The 16,257-nt window shown below is 41.0% G+C and carries 12 protein-coding genes; 2 read left to right on the top strand and 10 right to left on the bottom strand.

Annotated elements, in window-relative coordinates:
• The 3 genes from OCK74_RS06605 to OCK74_RS06595 all read right to left on the bottom strand — a co-directional run.
• Window positions 1-830 (bottom strand): sodium:solute symporter family transporter (locus OCK74_RS06605; RefSeq protein ID WP_423803136.1); only part of this gene is annotated, 830 nt, incomplete at its 3' end.
• 222 nt (window positions 831-1,052) lie between these two features.
• On the bottom strand, window positions 1,053-2,537 hold the full coding sequence (locus tag OCK74_RS06600) for an MFS transporter (protein ID WP_279296221.1): 1,485 nt from the start codon (window positions 2,535-2,537) through the stop codon (window positions 1,053-1,055).
• A gap of 37 nt (window positions 2,538-2,574) precedes the next feature.
• Window positions 2,575-3,261 carry a bifunctional 4-hydroxy-2-oxoglutarate aldolase/2-dehydro-3-deoxy-phosphogluconate aldolase gene (locus tag OCK74_RS06595; protein WP_279296220.1) on the bottom strand — a complete coding sequence of 229 codons (687 nt, stop codon included), beginning with the start codon at window positions 3,259-3,261 and terminating at the stop codon, window positions 2,575-2,577.
• Between the two features lie 506 nt (window positions 3,262-3,767).
• On the opposite strand from OCK74_RS06595, the gene OCK74_RS06590 reads away from it, so the two are divergent.
• Window positions 3,768-4,793 carry a PfkB family carbohydrate kinase gene (locus tag OCK74_RS06590; RefSeq protein WP_279296219.1) on the top strand — a complete coding sequence of 342 codons (1,026 nt, stop codon included), beginning with the start codon at window positions 3,768-3,770 and terminating at the stop codon, window positions 4,791-4,793.
• Window positions 4,794-4,907: 114 nt separating this feature from the next.
• The gene (locus tag OCK74_RS06585) at window positions 4,908-5,354 is read left to right on the top strand and encodes a NanQ anomerase/TabA/YiaL family protein (protein ID WP_279296218.1); all 447 of its coding nucleotides are present in this window, start codon (window positions 4,908-4,910) and stop codon (window positions 5,352-5,354) included.
• 94 nt (window positions 5,355-5,448) lie between these two features.
• On the opposite strand, the gene OCK74_RS06580 is transcribed toward OCK74_RS06585, so the two are convergent.
• The 7 genes from OCK74_RS06580 to OCK74_RS06550 all read right to left on the bottom strand — a co-directional run bounded on the left by OCK74_RS06580 (window position 5,449) and on the right by OCK74_RS06550 (window position 16,219).
• Window positions 5,449-6,936, bottom strand: coding sequence for a UxaA family hydrolase (locus OCK74_RS06580; protein ID WP_279296217.1), 1,488 nt, complete (start codon window positions 6,934-6,936; stop codon window positions 5,449-5,451).
• Between the two features lie 141 nt (window positions 6,937-7,077).
• Window positions 7,078-8,523, bottom strand: coding sequence for a tagaturonate reductase (locus OCK74_RS06575; protein WP_279296216.1), 1,446 nt, complete (start codon window positions 8,521-8,523; stop codon window positions 7,078-7,080).
• Window positions 8,524-8,571: 48 nt separating this feature from the next.
• Complete coding sequence (locus OCK74_RS06570; protein WP_279296215.1) at window positions 8,572-9,585, bottom strand: sugar kinase; 1,014 nt, start codon at window positions 9,583-9,585, stop codon at window positions 8,572-8,574.
• A 113-nt stretch (window positions 9,586-9,698) separates the two neighbouring features.
• Window positions 9,699-11,321, bottom strand: a complete 1,623-nt coding sequence (locus tag OCK74_RS06565; RefSeq protein ID WP_279296214.1) for an NADP-dependent glyceraldehyde-3-phosphate dehydrogenase — start codon at window positions 11,319-11,321, stop codon at window positions 9,699-9,701.
• A 99-nt stretch (window positions 11,322-11,420) separates the two neighbouring features.
• Window positions 11,421-12,857 carry a glucuronate isomerase gene (gene uxaC, locus OCK74_RS06560; RefSeq protein ID WP_279296213.1) on the bottom strand — a complete coding sequence of 479 codons (1,437 nt, stop codon included), beginning with the start codon at window positions 12,855-12,857 and terminating at the stop codon, window positions 11,421-11,423.
• Between the two features lie 160 nt (window positions 12,858-13,017).
• Entirely contained in the window at window positions 13,018-14,667 is a 1,650-nt protein-coding gene (locus tag OCK74_RS06555) for a UxaA family hydrolase (protein ID WP_279296212.1), read from the bottom strand.
• Window positions 14,668-14,701: 34 nt separating this feature from the next.
• The gene (locus tag OCK74_RS06550; RefSeq protein ID WP_279296211.1) at window positions 14,702-16,219 is read right to left on the bottom strand and encodes a tagaturonate reductase; all 1,518 of its coding nucleotides are present in this window, start codon (window positions 16,217-16,219) and stop codon (window positions 14,702-14,704) included.
• Window positions 16,220-16,257: the final 38 nt, after the last annotated feature.

Raw genomic sequence — 16,257 nt, 5'->3', positions numbered from 1 at the left:
TACTGGTTACAGCCCCAGTAGTTCAGATTCACAATCCACTGGCCGGCAAAGTACATGGCAATGCCGGGCAGCACCACATATTTTTGGATGTCCAGGTTCGAAGAACCGGCATGGGGCTTTTCCAAAATCATCTTGAAGTGCTCGGGGGAGTCCTTCATCAGGGCCTGGAAACCGGCCAGGGCCGAGGCGCCCATCCCTAACTTTTCCCCCACAATGGAAAGGGCCATATAGGTGGTGGCCAGCCCCCCGATGATGAGCACGGCGACCTGGATCACATCCGTATAGCCGATCACCTTCATGCCCCCCAGGGTGATGATGAGGGCCACAATGGACAAAAAGATCATGATGGTGTGCAGGTACTCACCCCCCAGCAGTCCGTTGATGGCCACCGCCCCCAGGTACAAAATGGAGGTGAGGTTGACAAAGACATAGAGGAACAACCAAAAGATGGCCATGATCAGTGCCACCGCAGAGTTGTAGCGGTTGGTGAGGAACTGGGGCATGGTCATGATCTTGTTCTTGAGGTAGATGGGCATGAACCAGATGGCGATGATGATCAGGGCCAGGGCAGCGATCCACTCATAGGCCGCCACGGCGGTACCCACAAAGAAGCCATCGCCACTCATGCCGATGAACTGTTCGGCCGAGATGTTGGAGGCGATCATGGAGGCCCCGATGGCCCACCAGGTCAGCGAACCCTCGGCCAAAAAGAAGTCGTGGGTGTCGGTAACGGCTTTTTTCTTTTTGTTGTACACCCAGTAGCCATAAGAAGCTACAATAACAAAATAAACAATAAAGACAAGGTAGTCAGCTATGTTCAGAGAATTCATATAGCAGTTGTAGTTGTTTGATGAATAATTAGAGTAGGTTTTTAATTTGCAAGTTGCGAATGTAATTACAAATGATGAATAAATTCAATGGCGATTATGCAAAGAGTTATCCATATAAACTTATTCATCATTGAAAGTTTGTAATCACAAAAAAGCCGGATATAAAGCAAAGTGCTTAGTTCCGGCTTTTTATTTTAAAAAGTGAATAGCTTTTGCTTGTGCTTAGAGGTCAGTAATTGGCTTATATTTCGGTACAAGTGATTTCATTACAACCCATCCAATCAAATAACCCACCGCACAAATAGAAAAGATTATGAAATATCCGGCTTCTTTACCTTGGAAACCCATAAACTGCATCTGTGTTTCACCGGCATGAGTAAACAATACACCCGATCCTTTATTGATCAAAAAGGAACCTACACCACCTGCCATTCCTCCAATACCAGTAACTGTTGCAATTGCACTTTTCGGAAACATATCTCCAATAGTAGAGAAAATATTTGCTGACCATGCCTGGTGAGCAGCACCAGCAATACCGATGATCAATACTGGCATCCAATAACTAAATTGGCCTAAAGGCTGTGCAAGTAAGGCTAATAGCGGGAAGAACGCAAAGATCAACATTGCTTTCATTCTTCCTTCATATGGATTCATGCCTTTCTTATCTACAAAGTAAGATGGAAGCCATCCCCCAATGATCGATAATAAAGTGATCATATACAGTACAAATAAAGGCAATGCACTTTGTGTTGCATCCATCTTGTATATATCCTTCAGATAAGCAGGTGTCCAGAAAAGATAGAACCACCATACGCCATCAGTCATGAACTTGCCAAATGCAAAAGCCCAGGTTTGCTTGTATTTGAAGCACTGACCGAAAGAAATTTTCTTGGCAGACGTTGCTATTACAGGCTCAGATACCTGTTCATGTGTCACAATATCTTGTTGAATATACTCCAGTTCGGCCTTATTAACTCTTGGATGAGTTTCTGGTTTGCGATACATAAAGACCCAAAAGGCCATCCAAATAAAACCAAGTGCGCCAATAAGGATAAATGCCATTTCCCACCCCCACGCTGCAGCAATGAATGGAATGGTTACAGGAGCCGCTAGTGCTCCAACAGTTGCACCTGCATTAAAAATACTCGTAGAAAGCGCCCTGTCCTTTTTGGGAAAGTATTCAGCAGTAGCTTTAATGGCCGCAGGAAAGTTTCCGGCTTCACCAAGTGCCAATACAAAGCGGGCAAAAATAAAAAGACTTACACTTGTTGAAATAACAAGGGTTGTATTATCTATTGCATGGATTGATTCTTTGGCTCCCGCAAAACCTACAAACCAGTTCCCGGTAAGAATGCCTGATGTTGCAATTCCACAGAATGCATGTATAATGGCACCTATACTCCATACGCCAATTGCCCACAGAAATCCTTTTTTTGTATCCATCCAGTCAACAAAACGACCAGCGAATAACATGGATATAGCATAAAAAATAGAAAACAAAGCAGTGATTGTTCCATAATCACTATCTGTCCAATGGAACTCCGGCACAAGGAAATCCTTCCAGGTTAGAGAAAGCACCTGCCTGTCCAGATAGTTGATAGTAGTAGCAAAAAACAGTAAGCCACAGATAGACCATCTGAATTTACTGATTTTTTCCGTAGATGATCCGAAAGAGGCAACCTTCGGCTCTTTTAATTGTGTTTGCATTGAATTTTAATTTATGGCCTGCAATAGGGGCAAGCAATTATTTTCTTACCTGGTCAATAAGCTTCAAAGACTCTTGTGTAAGAGCAGTAATCTTAGAATACTCTTTATTTTCTAAAATCTGTTTCGTAATCAACTTGCTACCCATACCTACGGCTGCTGCACCTGCATTGAACCAACCTCTCAAATTAGTTTCTTCAGGTTCCACTCCACCAGTGATAATGAACTTCAATCCACTGAATAATTCTTTAATAGCACTTACAAAGCCAGGGCCAACAATATTTCCAGGGAAGATTTTAATCAGCTTTGCACCCATATTTTCAGCTTTGATAATTTCTGTGGGAGTCATACAACCCGGTACCCACAGCAAATTGTTTTTATCAGCTACTTCTGCAGCATCTTCAACAAGGCCCGGGCTAATCAGGTAATCCGCTCCTGCATCAACAAATGCCTGTGCTTGTTCACGGTTTTTAATAGTACCAATACCCAAGTACATGCCTTTCAATTCAGTGTCACAAACCTTACGCATAGCCTTAAAGTTATTCAAAGCTGCTTCACCACGGTTGGTGTATTCTACAGTTCTGATTCCAGCTTCATACAGAGCTCTCAAAACACTAATACTTACTTCTTCATCCTTATTAAAATATAAAGGAAGAACACCTTGTTGGATCGTTAACTGTAAAATTTCCGACTTCTTATCTGTCACATTTGTAGTTGTCAAACTCATATCAGTTTAAATGTTTAATAATGAAATATAAAAAGTTTTAAGGTTTTAGGCCGATGAAGATACAAACCTTACTAATGTTGAACATTGACATAAAACCTACATTCACATTTTTTTTACGCAATCGTTACCGGATGCGAACTTCAGCCAATGTGTTTCCAGTACAATAACACCTACTAGTCTTATTTTTTTGCTATACGAAACCATTTGCCCCTTCCTTATGGTCAATTCGAACCAGTAATTCAGTAGCATTTCGTCTTTATTTACATCAGACGTTATCGGCAGCTTTACACAGCCACTACTGTACCCAACTCTCAATTTAAAACCAGGCAACTCCAGACCCAGCAATGATTTATTACGCAATCGTTACCGTAACTTTTTTATGTAAAATAGCTTATAATCAGTGTCCGCTAATCATTTATTATTGATATTTGCCCACATTATTACTTAACAGCTGATAAAGTTCCTTCGGAACGTTATCATTATTAATCAAATTTCAGTACTGCACTATGTCTAAGAAAGTTGTTACACTTGGAGAGATTATGTTACGCTTATCTACTCCAGGTTTTGAACGTTTCGTACAAAGCGACAGCTTTGATGTTACTTACGGTGGCGGTGAAGCCAACGTTGCCGTAGCCGTTACCAATTACGGATTGAACGGTGTATTCGTTTCTAAGGTTCCTACCAATGCAATTGGTCAGGCAGCTATCAACCACCTCCGCCGTTATGGTGTAGACACTCAGTTTGTTGCTCGTGGCGGTGACAGGCTCGGTATTTACTTCCTCGAAACCGGAGCTTCTATGCGTGCATCTCAGGTTGTCTATGACCGTGCTGGTGCTTCTATTGCAGATGTTGATGCTGCTGAATTTGATTGGGATAAAATCTTCGAAGGTGCTTCATGGTTCCATACCACAGGTATCACTCCTGCATTAAGCGACAAAGCTGCTGCTCTTACTGAAGCTGCATTGAAAGCCGCTAAAGCAAAAGGCATTACTACTTCAATTGATCTGAACTACCGCAAAAAATTGTGGAGCAAGGAAAAAGCAAGAGAAGTAATGACTAAACTTTGCCAATACGTTGACGTATGTATCGGTAATGAAGAAGATGCTGAAACGACCTTAGGCTTCAAATCAGAAGGCACCGACATCACTAAAGGCGAATTGAACCTTGATGGTTACAAAAGCGTCTTCAAACAAATGAAAGAGAAGTTCGGTTTCAAATACATCGCTTCCACTTTACGCGAAAGCCACAGTGCATCTGATAATGGCTGGAGTGCATTGGTATACGATGGCAAAGAGTTCTACCAAACTAAAAAATATGAAGTTCGTATCGTTGACCGCGTAGGTAGCGGCGACTCTTTCGCTAGCGGCTTCATCTTCGGTCTTGCTACAGATATGAGCATGGGCGATGCTGCAGAATTTGGCGTAGCTGCTTCTGCATTAAAGCATACCATTCCTGGCGACTTGAACCACGCTACTTTATCAGAGGTTAAAGACCTGATGAAAGGCGATGCTTCCGGACGTGTTCAGAGATAACACCCCAATCCCCTTTGGGGAGTAAGGGAAAGCAATATTAAATCCGTCCGGCTACTGGCTGTGACGGATTTCTTTTTAACTAAAGTCTTACTTCAAAAATTAAACACTTATAAAATGATCATTGATACTTTAGAAAATGCTGGCAAATACACAAGCCTGCATCCACGCTTCGCCAAAGCGTTTGAATATCTGAAAAGCATTGACCTGAACACGATTGAGTCTGGTAAATATGAAATTGATGGTAAAGACCTTCATGCTTCGGTATCTGCCAAAGAAGGCGTAAAGTCTGAAGACGCTAAATTCGAAGCACACAACAGCTACATCGACATCCAGGTTTGCATCAGCGGTAAAGAAGGTATGGGTTGGAAACCTCGTGCTAAATGTGTTGATCCCAAAGGCGAATTCAATACAGAGAAAGATGTGATTTTCTACAACGATCAGCCAGACATGTACTTCCAATTGACTGACGGGCAATTTGTAATTTTCTATCCCGAAGATGTGCATGCGCCAATGATCGGTGAAGGTGTGATCAAAAAGCTGGTTGTGAAAGTGAAGATATGAGTGATGAGTGATCACTTAATGAGATCTCACCACAATAAAAAAACCGAAGGTTGATGCCTTCGGTTTTTTTATACTTATTAATAATTGCTCATTCTTATAACGTCACACCACTCTTGAAGATGGCGATCTCACGGAAGCCAGCTTTTTCATGGCCTGCTTTTTCACCGCTGGCAACACGAATGATCTTATCGATCATTTCTTCCAGAGCTTCATCAAATGTTTTATCTTCAGCAAGAGGACCTGCATTGTAGTCAATCCAGTGTGGCTTGTTTTTAGCCAGCTCAGAATTGGTAGATATCTTCAGTGTAGGGATAAAGCTACCAAATGGAGTACCACGCCCGGTAGTAAACAATACGATGTGGCTACCGGCGGCACCCAAAGCTGTTGTAGATACCAGGTCATTACCAGGAGCACTCAACAAATTCAAACCCTTTACTTTCAGACGATCACCGTATTTCAATACGTCCATCACCGCAGCATTTCCACCCTTCTGAGTGCAGCCCAGTGATTTATCTTCCAGGGTAGTGATACCACCAGCCTTATTACCCGGAGAAGGATTCTCATAAATTGGCTGTTTCAGATCAATGAAGTATTGTTTGAAATCATTTATCAGGCTAACTGTTTTATGGAAAACATCTTCAGAAATGCAACGATCCATCAGGATAGTTTCGGCACCAAACATTTCAGGAACTTCTGTCAATGTAGTTGTCCCGCCCTGGCTTATTAAGAAGTCAGAGAAATAACCTACCAACGGGTTGGCTGTAATTCCTGACAAACCATCCGAGCCGCCACATTTCAAACCTACTTTAAGTTCAGAAAGGGGTACAGGCTCACGTTTGTCTTTACGAACTTCTTCATAAATATCTTTCAACAATGCAACAGCTTCTTCAACTTCATTCTTAGCCTTTTGACTGGCCAGAAATTTGATCCTGCTCTTATCATAATCACCTAAACCTGCTTCAAACTCATCAATCTTATTGTTCTCACAACCTAAGCCTAAAACTAACACTCCACCTGCGTTTGGATGGCTTGCGATGTTAGAAAGCATTTTACGGGTATTCTCATGGTCATCACCCAATTGAGAACAACCATAATTGTGCTTAAATACTTCCATGCCTTCAATATCTGTTGGATTAACCTCAGCTTTGAATTCACGAATGATTTGCTCGGCAATACCATTCACACAACCTACTGTTGGTACAATCCAGATTTCATTACGAATACCCACCTGACCATCCTTACGACGATAACCCTGGAATGTGAGATTACGCTTTGGATGGGTTAATTCTGTAAAAGAAGGATTGTAATTATAATCGAAAACCTCACCCAGCTTTGTTTTTACGTTATGCACGTGAACATGCTGGCCAGTTTTAATAGAAGCAATAGCTTTCCCGATTGGATAGCCATACTTTAGAATATCAGCTCCCTCCTGGATATCTGTCAGCGCAATTTTATGACCACGCTCAATATCATCCAACAACTCAATGCTGGCTCCATCCACTTCAATCACATCTCCTTTACTGAAAGGTTTTAAAGCAATAACCACGTTATCTCGGGAGTGGATCTTTATCAATTCTTTCATGAAATCTGTTTGTATTTGATTTTAAAAGGCTGTCTTAACCTGTAAACGTATGCGTGAATTTCTTATCGGAAAGATATTAAATGTTTTACAGACAATTATAAAACAATCGTTAAGACAGCCTTTTCTTTATGCAAAATTTTCTTAAATCATTTCTATGGCCTTCTTCATGCCATATTCCTCAATATTCACGAGGTGTTTGGTTACAGCTTCGTTCAATCCTTCTACTTCGTTCAGGTTCATTTTCCAATTTTTTTCATAACCTAAAACCTTCGTCACAACCTCATTCAAAGCTTTCTCGCTGCCATCAGATGATGCCCATGCGCTCTTTAATAATTCCATAGCAGCTGCATCATCGTTCAGAGCAATAGCTTCTTCACCACGTTTTCCTTTATAGAAGGCAATAGTAGCTGCCAGAGAGAATGCCAAATGTTGGGGTATTGAACCTTTTCTCTTTTTGTATTCCAGGATTGAAGGCAATACGCGGGTCTCAAACTTAGACCAGGAGTTTAGCGAAATGCTCATCAGCAAATGCTTGATATATGGATTCCGGAAACGATCGATAACCTCATTGGCAAATTGCTCCAGTTCTTCTTTTGGAAGGTCCAGTGTAGGAATGATCTCTTCGAAAATAGCATCTTTGAGATATTTACCTACTACAGGATGTTCAACTGACTCTCTTACTGTATCGATACCATACAGATATGCAACGGGAACTAATGTTGTATGCGCTCCATTCAGAATGCGGACTTTACGTGTACGGTAAGGTGTTACATCTTTCACATATAAAACATCCAGCCCGATTGATGGGAAAGGAAGTTCTTTTTGCAATTGTTCAGGAGCTTCTATTACCCACAGGTGGAAAGGTTCACCTTCTACCACTTGTTTGTCCTCGTAACCTAATTCCTGAGTGATCTCTGCAATACGCTCTCTGGGATAGCCAGGAACAATACGGTCAACTAAAGTATTACTGAAAGTACAGGCAGAATTCAACCAATTTACAAAGCCTGCTTCATAACCCCATTTCTCAGCTAATTGAAGAATAACTTTTTTCAGATTGTCGGCATTCTTTTCAATCAACTCACACGGAATAATGTGAACACCTTTAGAGGCATCTCCATTGAAAGTTGTATACCTGTTGTGCAACCAAACAGCCAATTTAGCAGGGAAAGAAACAGGCGGAGCATCAGTAGGTTTGTCATTTTCATTATAACTAATACCTGCTTCAGTTGTATTAGAAATGACATAACGCATTTCAGGATTTTCAGACGTTTTCAGGTAAGCCTGAAAATCTTCATAAGGATTAATACCCCGGCTAATCACATCAATGGTTTCGTGTGAGCTTTCTGCTTTTCCGTTTTTCAAACCACGCAGGTAAAGAGTATATAATCCATCCTGCTCATTCAACATGTTGACCATGCCTTTATCGATTGGCTGAACGACAACAACAGAACCATTAAAACCATTTTTCTTGTTCAATTCATGAAACATCCAGTCGACAAAGCAGCGAAGGAAGTTTCCCTCTCCAAACTGAAGTACCTTTTCCGGATATTCCTGATATCCTGAATACGTTTTTTTACTTAATTGCATATTTCTCTTTTTACTGCCCAATGGGCTATGTTTATTGGATTGAAAGGATTAACTATTTGCTTTACTTTTCCTGGAAATTGTAAACACATCCTGAACGGTAGCATCGCCTTGCTCCTGCAGTTTACCAAATGCTGCAGTAGTAGCATAGTCAATGATTTCCTGCGGCTCTTTATTATTATACAAACCATAGATTAAACCGGCCATAAAGCAATCACCACTACCTGATCGATCAATCACACCATGACAACTAAACTCTTTTGAGTTGTATTGTTGTCCATTCATGAACAAGCTGGTATAGTACAAGATGTCGTTTGCATTACTATCGAAGCGGAATGTATTTGCAACTACTTTACATTTTGGAAAATGGTCAATGATTTCCAGGGATGTTTTCTTTGCATGTTCCAGGAATCTTTCCTTGTCCTTATTGATGTGGATATCCTCATCTATTGAAGTCCCCAGCATGGTATTAGCGGCCCAAATGTTTCCCATCACCACATCGCAATGCTGCACCAACTGGGGCATAATGTCTGTTGGCTGTTTTCCATATTTCCATAGACGTGAACGATAATTCAGGTCAACGGAAATAGTGATGCCTTTTTTGGCAGCAGCTTCCACTGCTTCTAAACAAACATCTGCAACATTTTCATTTAATGCAGGACTGATAGCGGAAAAGTCAAACCAGCAAACATCCTGCAGTACTTTATCCCAGTCAATCATTCCTCTCTTTATTTGAGAGAAAGAGGAGCCCTCGCGATCATATGCCATCTTGCCTTTCAAATCAGCCCCACGTTCCAGGTAATAAACGCCAACACGATCACCCGCGAATAGAATTGAAGAAGTGTAAATGCCCTTGTATTCCAGATAGTGCAGAATATGCCTTGACATAAAGTTGTCTGGCAAAACCGTACAATACTTCACTGGCACACTCCACCCTGCCAAGGCTGTTGCCACATTTGCCTCTGCCCCACCAACATACAACATCATTGGGTTGTCTGCGATGTCTTCATTTGCAGCAGGCGATATACGAAACAATAATTCTCCGAAACAAAATACTTTTTTCACTTAGAGCTATTTGCAGTATCCGTCTGAAAACTGGCAGTAAATGAGTAATGAGTGAGGAATAGTAATACTCATTATTGATCACTCATTACTCTAAAATCCTTTGTACGCCACGTTTAGAAGATATACTTGGTGCTTAAAAAATTGGAATGATGTCCATGTACAATTTCGTTTATCAGTTGTTTGTTCGTTTCATTCAATTTAGTTGCAACCAGTGAGCGGATAGAAAAAGCACGTAATGCATCCACTACCGACAGCGTTCCTTCTGCACTATCTTTTCTACCGGTAAAAGGGAAAATATCGGGTCCCCGTTGACACTGACTATTAATATTCACACGACTTACCTGGTTTACCAGTGGATCGATTGAAGAAGAAAGCTCTTCCACATCGTTGCTAAAAATGCTAACCTGCTGACCGTGTGTAGAATCGATAATATATTCAATCGGTTCTTCTAAAGATTCATAAGGAACTACCGGAATCACAGGTCCGAACTGCTCCTCACGATATAGCTTCATCTTGTTATTTACCGGGTACATGACAGCCGGAAAAACAAAAGAAGCTACAGTAGTACCTCCATTCTCATTCATCACTTTTGCACCATGTGCTTTGGCATCCTCAATGATCTCCTTCAAATAATCAGGCTTGTGCGGTTCCGGCAATGGAGTCAGCATGACGCCTTCATTCCATGGCATACCATACTTCAATTTAGAAATTGCTTCCGAAAGCTGCCCTATAAATTGTTCTGCGATGCTTTTATGAACAAAAATGATCTTAAGCGCGGTACAACGTTGCCCATTGAAAGAAAGTGACCCCAGAACAGTTTCCTGCACCGCCAGCTTCAAATCTGCACTAGGAGTAATAATAGCTGCATTTTTAGCATCCAATCCTAAAATGGCACGCAAACGGTTTACTTTAGGATGCAGCTTTTTTAGTTCATTTGCCACTTTAGAGGAACCAATTAGCGTCAGTACATTAATCTTTCCTGATTGCATCAGCGCAGGCACAATAGAGTGTCCCCTTCCATAGATAGTGTTTACTACTCCCTTAGGAAAAGATTCCTGGAAGGCTCTGAGCAATGGGTAGTGTAATAAAGTACCATGCTTAGGAGGTTTGAAGAGCAGGGTATTGCCCATAATGATCGCAGGGATCAGCGTAGTAAAGGTTTCATTCAACGGGTAGTTGAACGGTCCCATACAAAGCACTACACCCAAAGGTGAACGTCTAATTTGGGCTATAATTCCGCCCTCCTGTTCAAATCCTGAAGATTGACGGTCTATATCTTTTAACGCATCAATGGTATCATAAATGTATTCCACTGTGCGATCGAATTCCTTCACTGAATCAGCATACGACTTTCCAATCTCCCACATCAGCAGTTTCACTACAATGTCTTTTTGCTGGATCATTTTATGCGTGAACTCTTCTACACACTTGATCCTATCAGCAACAGACATAGTGGGCCACTGTCCGCGACCATTATCATATGCTGCGACGGCAGCATCCAGTGCAGCCAATGCTTCCTTTTCTGTACAAACCGGGTAAGTACCAATCAACTTTCTTTGCAGCCCGTTTTCAGTGCGGATGCAAACAGGGGAATAAACTTCGTGAACTTTGCCAGTCCACTCCACCATTTCTCCATTAGACAGGTACTCTCGTTGGTGTACTTCGTCTAGTCTGTACTTTTCTGGTATCACATCTTCTGTTACGAAGATCTCCGCCAGTTCATTAATAAATTTCATAATAGATAAAAAATTAAATAGCGGCAAAGATAACTTCTAGTTTGAAGTTTGTGGTTTGCTGTCCGGCAAACCACAAACTACCAACCTTAGAACATTATCTTATACCGTCTGCAGCTTAGCTGGCTGAGCTACATCCTTCCAGTTGAAGTAATTGCTGGCGTTATTGTAGCAGATATCCTTGACCACCTGACCAATCCACTCAATATCGTTTGGCAATTCGCCATTTTCAACTTCACTTCCCAAAAGATTGCACAAAATGCGACGGAAATACTCATGACGTGGATAAGAAAGGAAGCTGCGGCTATCAGTAAGCATACCTACAAACCGGCTTAAAAGTCCCATGTTAGAAAGAGCGTTCATTTGTTTGATCATACCATCTTTCTGATCCAGGAACCACCAACCGGAACCATACTGGATTTTGCCAGGAGCTGAACCATCGTTGAAGTTACCTATCATGGTAGCCATCAATTCATTATCAGCTGGGTTCAGGTTATACAATATTGTTTTAGCCAATTGGTTATTAGTATCCAGCTTATCCAGGAATTTAGCAATTGCTCTACCCTGAGAGAAATCGCCAATGGAATCCCAACCTGTATCAGGGCCCAGTTGCCTCGTCATACGGGAGTTATTGTTGCGTAATGCACCCAAGTGATATTGTTGTACCCAGCCTTTTTCCCAATCCCATACAGCAAAAATTTGCAACATGGCAGATTTGAACTTCAGATTCTCTTCTCTTGTCAGTTCTTTGCCAGAACGGATCTTATTGAAAGCAGCTTCAATTTCTGCATCAGTATAATCTTCTGCGTAGATCTGCTCTAACCCATGGTCAGATACCGAGCATCCCATAGAAGCAAAGAAATCATGACGTTGCTTCAATGCATCCAGGTAATCACTGAAAGATGCAATATTTGTATTGCTTACAGCTTCCAGCTTAGCAACATAACTGTTAAAGCCAGCAGCATCATCAACATTCATCGCTTTATCAGGACGGTATGCAGGAAGTATCTTTGTTTCAAAACCATCCTCTTTTATTTTCTGGTGGTACTCTAATGAATCAATTGGATCATCAGTTGTACAAACAACTTTCACATTCATTTTACGCAGCAGACCACGTACAGAATATTCAGGTGTTTTCAATTTAGCAGTACACTCATCGTAAATCTTTTTTGCAGAATCTGCATTCAGGATATCGTGTACATCAAAATAACGCTGTAACTCTAAGTGTGTCCAGTGGTATAAAGGATTACGCAAAGTATAAGGAACGGTAGCTGCCCATTTTTGGAATTTTTCAAAATCAGGCTTGTTACCGGTGCAATAGCTTTCATCAACACCATTGGTACGCATTGCACGCCATTTATAGTGATCTCCATACAACCAGATCTGTGTCAGGTTTTCGAAGGTCTTATCTTCTGCAATTTGATCAGGAGGAAGATGACAGTGATAATCGATAATTGGCATTTGCTTAGCATACTCATGATAGAGTCTTTGAGCAGTTGCTGTTTGCAGCAGGAAATTTTCGTCAAGAAATTTTTTCATAAAATGCAATTTAGACACCTGACACCTAAGGAGCGGAAACAACGCTGTTAACCCGGATGAGCAGGATTTTATTTTTCTTCGTACCCAAAGAAATATTCTTTTTCGTGGGACGAAGCTGTTGTTAAATCAACTGTTTAAGAACTTCGTTTATTTATCAATTCTATAATGAGACACCACGCTTCCATGGAATAAAATCATCCTGGCCATTGGCTACTGATTTTGCCTGGATTTCGCCACTAGCCACTTTAATTACATGTTCCAGAATGCGTGCGCCGGCCTCTTCGATCGTCTCTTTGCCTTCTATAATAGTTCCAGTATTGATATCGATGATATCGTTCATCTTATTGAATAAATTAGTATTACTGGATAGTTTCAACACAGGAGCAATTGGATTGCCGGTCGGTGTTCCCAAACCTGTAGTGAACAAAACAATATTGGCACCTGAACCTACTTCTGCAGTTGTACTTTCCACATCATTACCAGGAGTACACAATAGATTCAACCCAGGTTTTGTAACCAATTCAGGATAATCCAATACATCAATAACCGGAGAAGTGCCGCCTTTTTTAGCAGCGCCCGCTGACTTGATGGCATCAGTGATCAAGCCATCTTTGATATTGCCAGGAGAGGGATTCATATCAAAACCAGAACCCGCTTCAACAGCTCTTTGGCTGTATACTCTCATCAAATGACCAAAACGATTGGCCACTTCAACACTCACACACCTGTCGCTCAGGTTTTGCTCTACTCCACACAACTCTGGAAACTCAGAAAGGATAACAGTGCCACCTAGAGATACCAGCAAGTCTGAAGAATAACCAATAGCAGGATTTGCAGAAATTCCGGAAAAACCATCAGATCCACCGCATTCGAGACCAATAGTCAGTTTGCTTAAAGGAGCAGGTTTGCGTTCAAAGGTATTAGCATATGCCAAACCAGCAACTGTTTGTTTGATGGCCAATGACATCATCTCGGCTTCTGTTCCTATCTTTTGTTGTTCTAAAATATAAAGTGGTTTGCTGAAATTGCCGTCTCTTTTCTGAATTTCTTCTTGTAACATCTGCACCTGCGCATTCTGGCAACCTAAGCTCAAAACAGTAGCGCCTGCTACATTGGAATGCGTGATATATCCAGCCAATAGTCCACATAATGCCTGAGCATCCTGGCGAGTACCTCCACAGCCGCCAGCATGTAATAAGAACTTAATGCCATCCACATTAGGAAAAGGTTTTCCATTAGATTTATGCTGTGCAGATTGCAGTTGCGCAAACTCAATGGTCTCGATATCCTTTCCTTCTTTATAAGCTTGTATAACTTGCTTAGCAAATTCCTTGTATTGCTGTGGTTTAGCGTATCCAAGTTCTTCCATCAATGCATCTTTCAATACATCAAGGTTATGATTCTCGCAAAAAACCATTGGAACAACCAGCCAATAGTTAGCAGTGCCCACCTTCCCATCAGCGCGGTGAAAGCCCAGGAAAGTCTTATCCTGGAAACGGGAAACATCTGGAATATTCCAGGAAAGATGTCTTTCACCGACTTCAAAACTGTTAGCAGCATGCTTGACATTCGAAGTGGTAATAACCCCTCCTTTTGGAATCACGGTTTGTGCTTTACCTACTAAAACACCATACATGGTAATCTTGTCGCCTGGTTGAAGTTCATCAATTACAAACTTGTGCTTTGCGGGAACACGACCAGGAAGAGTATAAGAGCTGCCATTAAAACTTACAGTTTCTCCTTCTTCAAGGTTAGTTAATGCAACAAGTACATTATCATCAGGATGAACTTTAGCTATTTTGTGACTCATGTTAAAGGGTTTAATATTTTATGGTTAAGTTTATTTACACAAGTTCTCTTTTAGCCACCAAGGCCCTTACGACTTCTTTAACACCGTATTGCTCAATAGAGTTTAGATGATTTAAAACTGAAGCATAGAAACCTGGTAATAAATTCAGGTCCTCACTCCAAAATCCATTGTTACCTAAAATACTTTCCACCAATTCTGTCGGTTTCAACTCCTGGCATTTTTTATAAATCCCCGCAGCCATATCATCTTCAAAAAGAAATTCATTTCCATTCCATTTAGCATAATATTTATGATCACTCTTCCTGATCCCTCTCAAAAACTGGATATAGGCAGCTAAGCAAAGTGAAAAAGCTTCTGGAACAGCTTCTTGAACCTTATAATGTTGTAGTAGTACAGGCATACAGCGAACTTTCATCTTAGTACTAAACTGCAAAGCTACTTTACTCCAATTGAAGTGAATATACGGATTACGAAAGCGGTCTAATACGCTTGCTGCAAATGCTTTTGCTGTTTCATTATTAACATTATCCTGAATTGCTGGCACCAGTTCTGTATGTAACAGATTAGAAATCAAAGCTGAAAATGTTTCATCTGCCATTGCTTCATTTACAGTTTCGTAACCCGCCAGCAAAGCAGGGGCACATCCAAGAGTATGAGCACCATTCAACAGGCGCAATTTTAACTCACGATATAGCTCAATATCAGGTTCAATAATCACGCCTTCATCAGCTTTCGCAAAGGAAAGTACAGAACGTACATAATCATCCCCTTCTATTGCCCATAATCTGTATGCCTCAGCTAAAACCATCAACTGGTCTTTACATCCAAGCTCCTCTTCAATAGCTGTTTGTGTAGCCGCATCAGGTTTACCAGGAACCATACAATCAACCAGTGAATTACAAAAGCGATTAGAAGTTTCTAACCACTCAATAAAATCATCTTCAAGACCATTCAGATGTGCAAGCTCCAGCACAATCGACTCTAACTTTTTACCATTATCGGAAATCAATTCCGTAGGAACGATTACTAATCCACTACGCTCGCTTCCATTAAAGGCATGGTATCTTTCATATAAAAATGCCAGCAACTTTCCAGGAAATGAAACCGGCGGCTGCTGACGGATATCTTCCTGCACCAATTGGATACCGACTTCCGTTGTATTGGATATAACTACCTGCAAAGCCTGATTGTGTGCACATTCCAATATTTGTGGCCATTCTTTGGAAGCAGTCAACACACGGCTGATAGATGAATTGACAACATTTTCTTCAATCAGCTCTCCATTTAACATGCCACGAACACAAACCGTATATAATCCATCTTGTTTATTAAAATCTGTGGTAGTGCCCTGCTTTGTAGATTTTACAACTACAATTCGTCCATTAAACACACCTTGCCGATTTGCCTTATCTATGATGTAATCAGGCATTCCGCGCATAAACACACCAGTGCCGAATTGTAAAACTTTTTCCGGCAGTTCAAAAATATCTTCATCAGGCACTGTAATAGTACCAGGTATAATATTTTTAATATTGTATGAAGACAATGTCATAATAATTTCTCTTTAAGTCAAGCCAATTGTATCTAAGC

Origin of the sequence: Paraflavisolibacter caeni (assembly GCF_025628885.1) — a bacterium.
Lineage (GTDB): Bacteria > Bacteroidota > Bacteroidia > Chitinophagales > Chitinophagaceae > Flavisolibacter > Flavisolibacter caeni.
Note: the sequence above shows the minus strand (reverse complement) of the source record. Positions and strands in the feature narration are given on the sequence as shown.

Excerpts from the sequence above, each read along its gene's own strand:
- OCK74_RS06555 (WP_279296212.1), bottom strand. The coding sequence starts at position 14,667 with ATGAGTCACAAAATAGCTAAAGTTCATCCTGATGATAATGTACTTGTT.
- uxaC (WP_279296213.1), bottom strand. The coding sequence starts at position 12,857 with ATGAAAAAATTTCTTGACGAAAATTTCCTGCTGCAAACAGCAACTGCT.
- OCK74_RS06580 (WP_279296217.1), bottom strand. The coding sequence starts at position 6,936 with ATGAAAGAATTGATAAAGATCCACTCCCGAGATAACGTGGTTATTGCT.
- OCK74_RS06575 (WP_279296216.1), bottom strand. The coding sequence starts at position 8,523 with ATGCAATTAAGTAAAAAAACGTATTCAGGATATCAGGAATATCCGGAA.
- OCK74_RS06565 (WP_279296214.1), bottom strand. The coding sequence starts at position 11,321 with ATGAAATTTATTAATGAACTGGCGGAGATCTTCGTAACAGAAGATGTG.
- OCK74_RS06590 (WP_279296219.1), top strand. The coding sequence starts at position 3,768 with ATGTCTAAGAAAGTTGTTACACTTGGAGAGATTATGTTACGCTTATCT.
- OCK74_RS06595 (WP_279296220.1), bottom strand. The coding sequence starts at position 3,261 with ATGAGTTTGACAACTACAAATGTGACAGATAAGAAGTCGGAAATTTTA.
- OCK74_RS06550 (WP_279296211.1), bottom strand. The coding sequence starts at position 16,219 with ATGACATTGTCTTCATACAATATTAAAAATATTATACCTGGTACTATT.
- OCK74_RS06600 (WP_279296221.1), bottom strand. The coding sequence starts at position 2,537 with ATGCAAACACAATTAAAAGAGCCGAAGGTTGCCTCTTTCGGATCATCT.
- OCK74_RS06585 (WP_279296218.1), top strand. The coding sequence starts at position 4,908 with ATGATCATTGATACTTTAGAAAATGCTGGCAAATACACAAGCCTGCAT.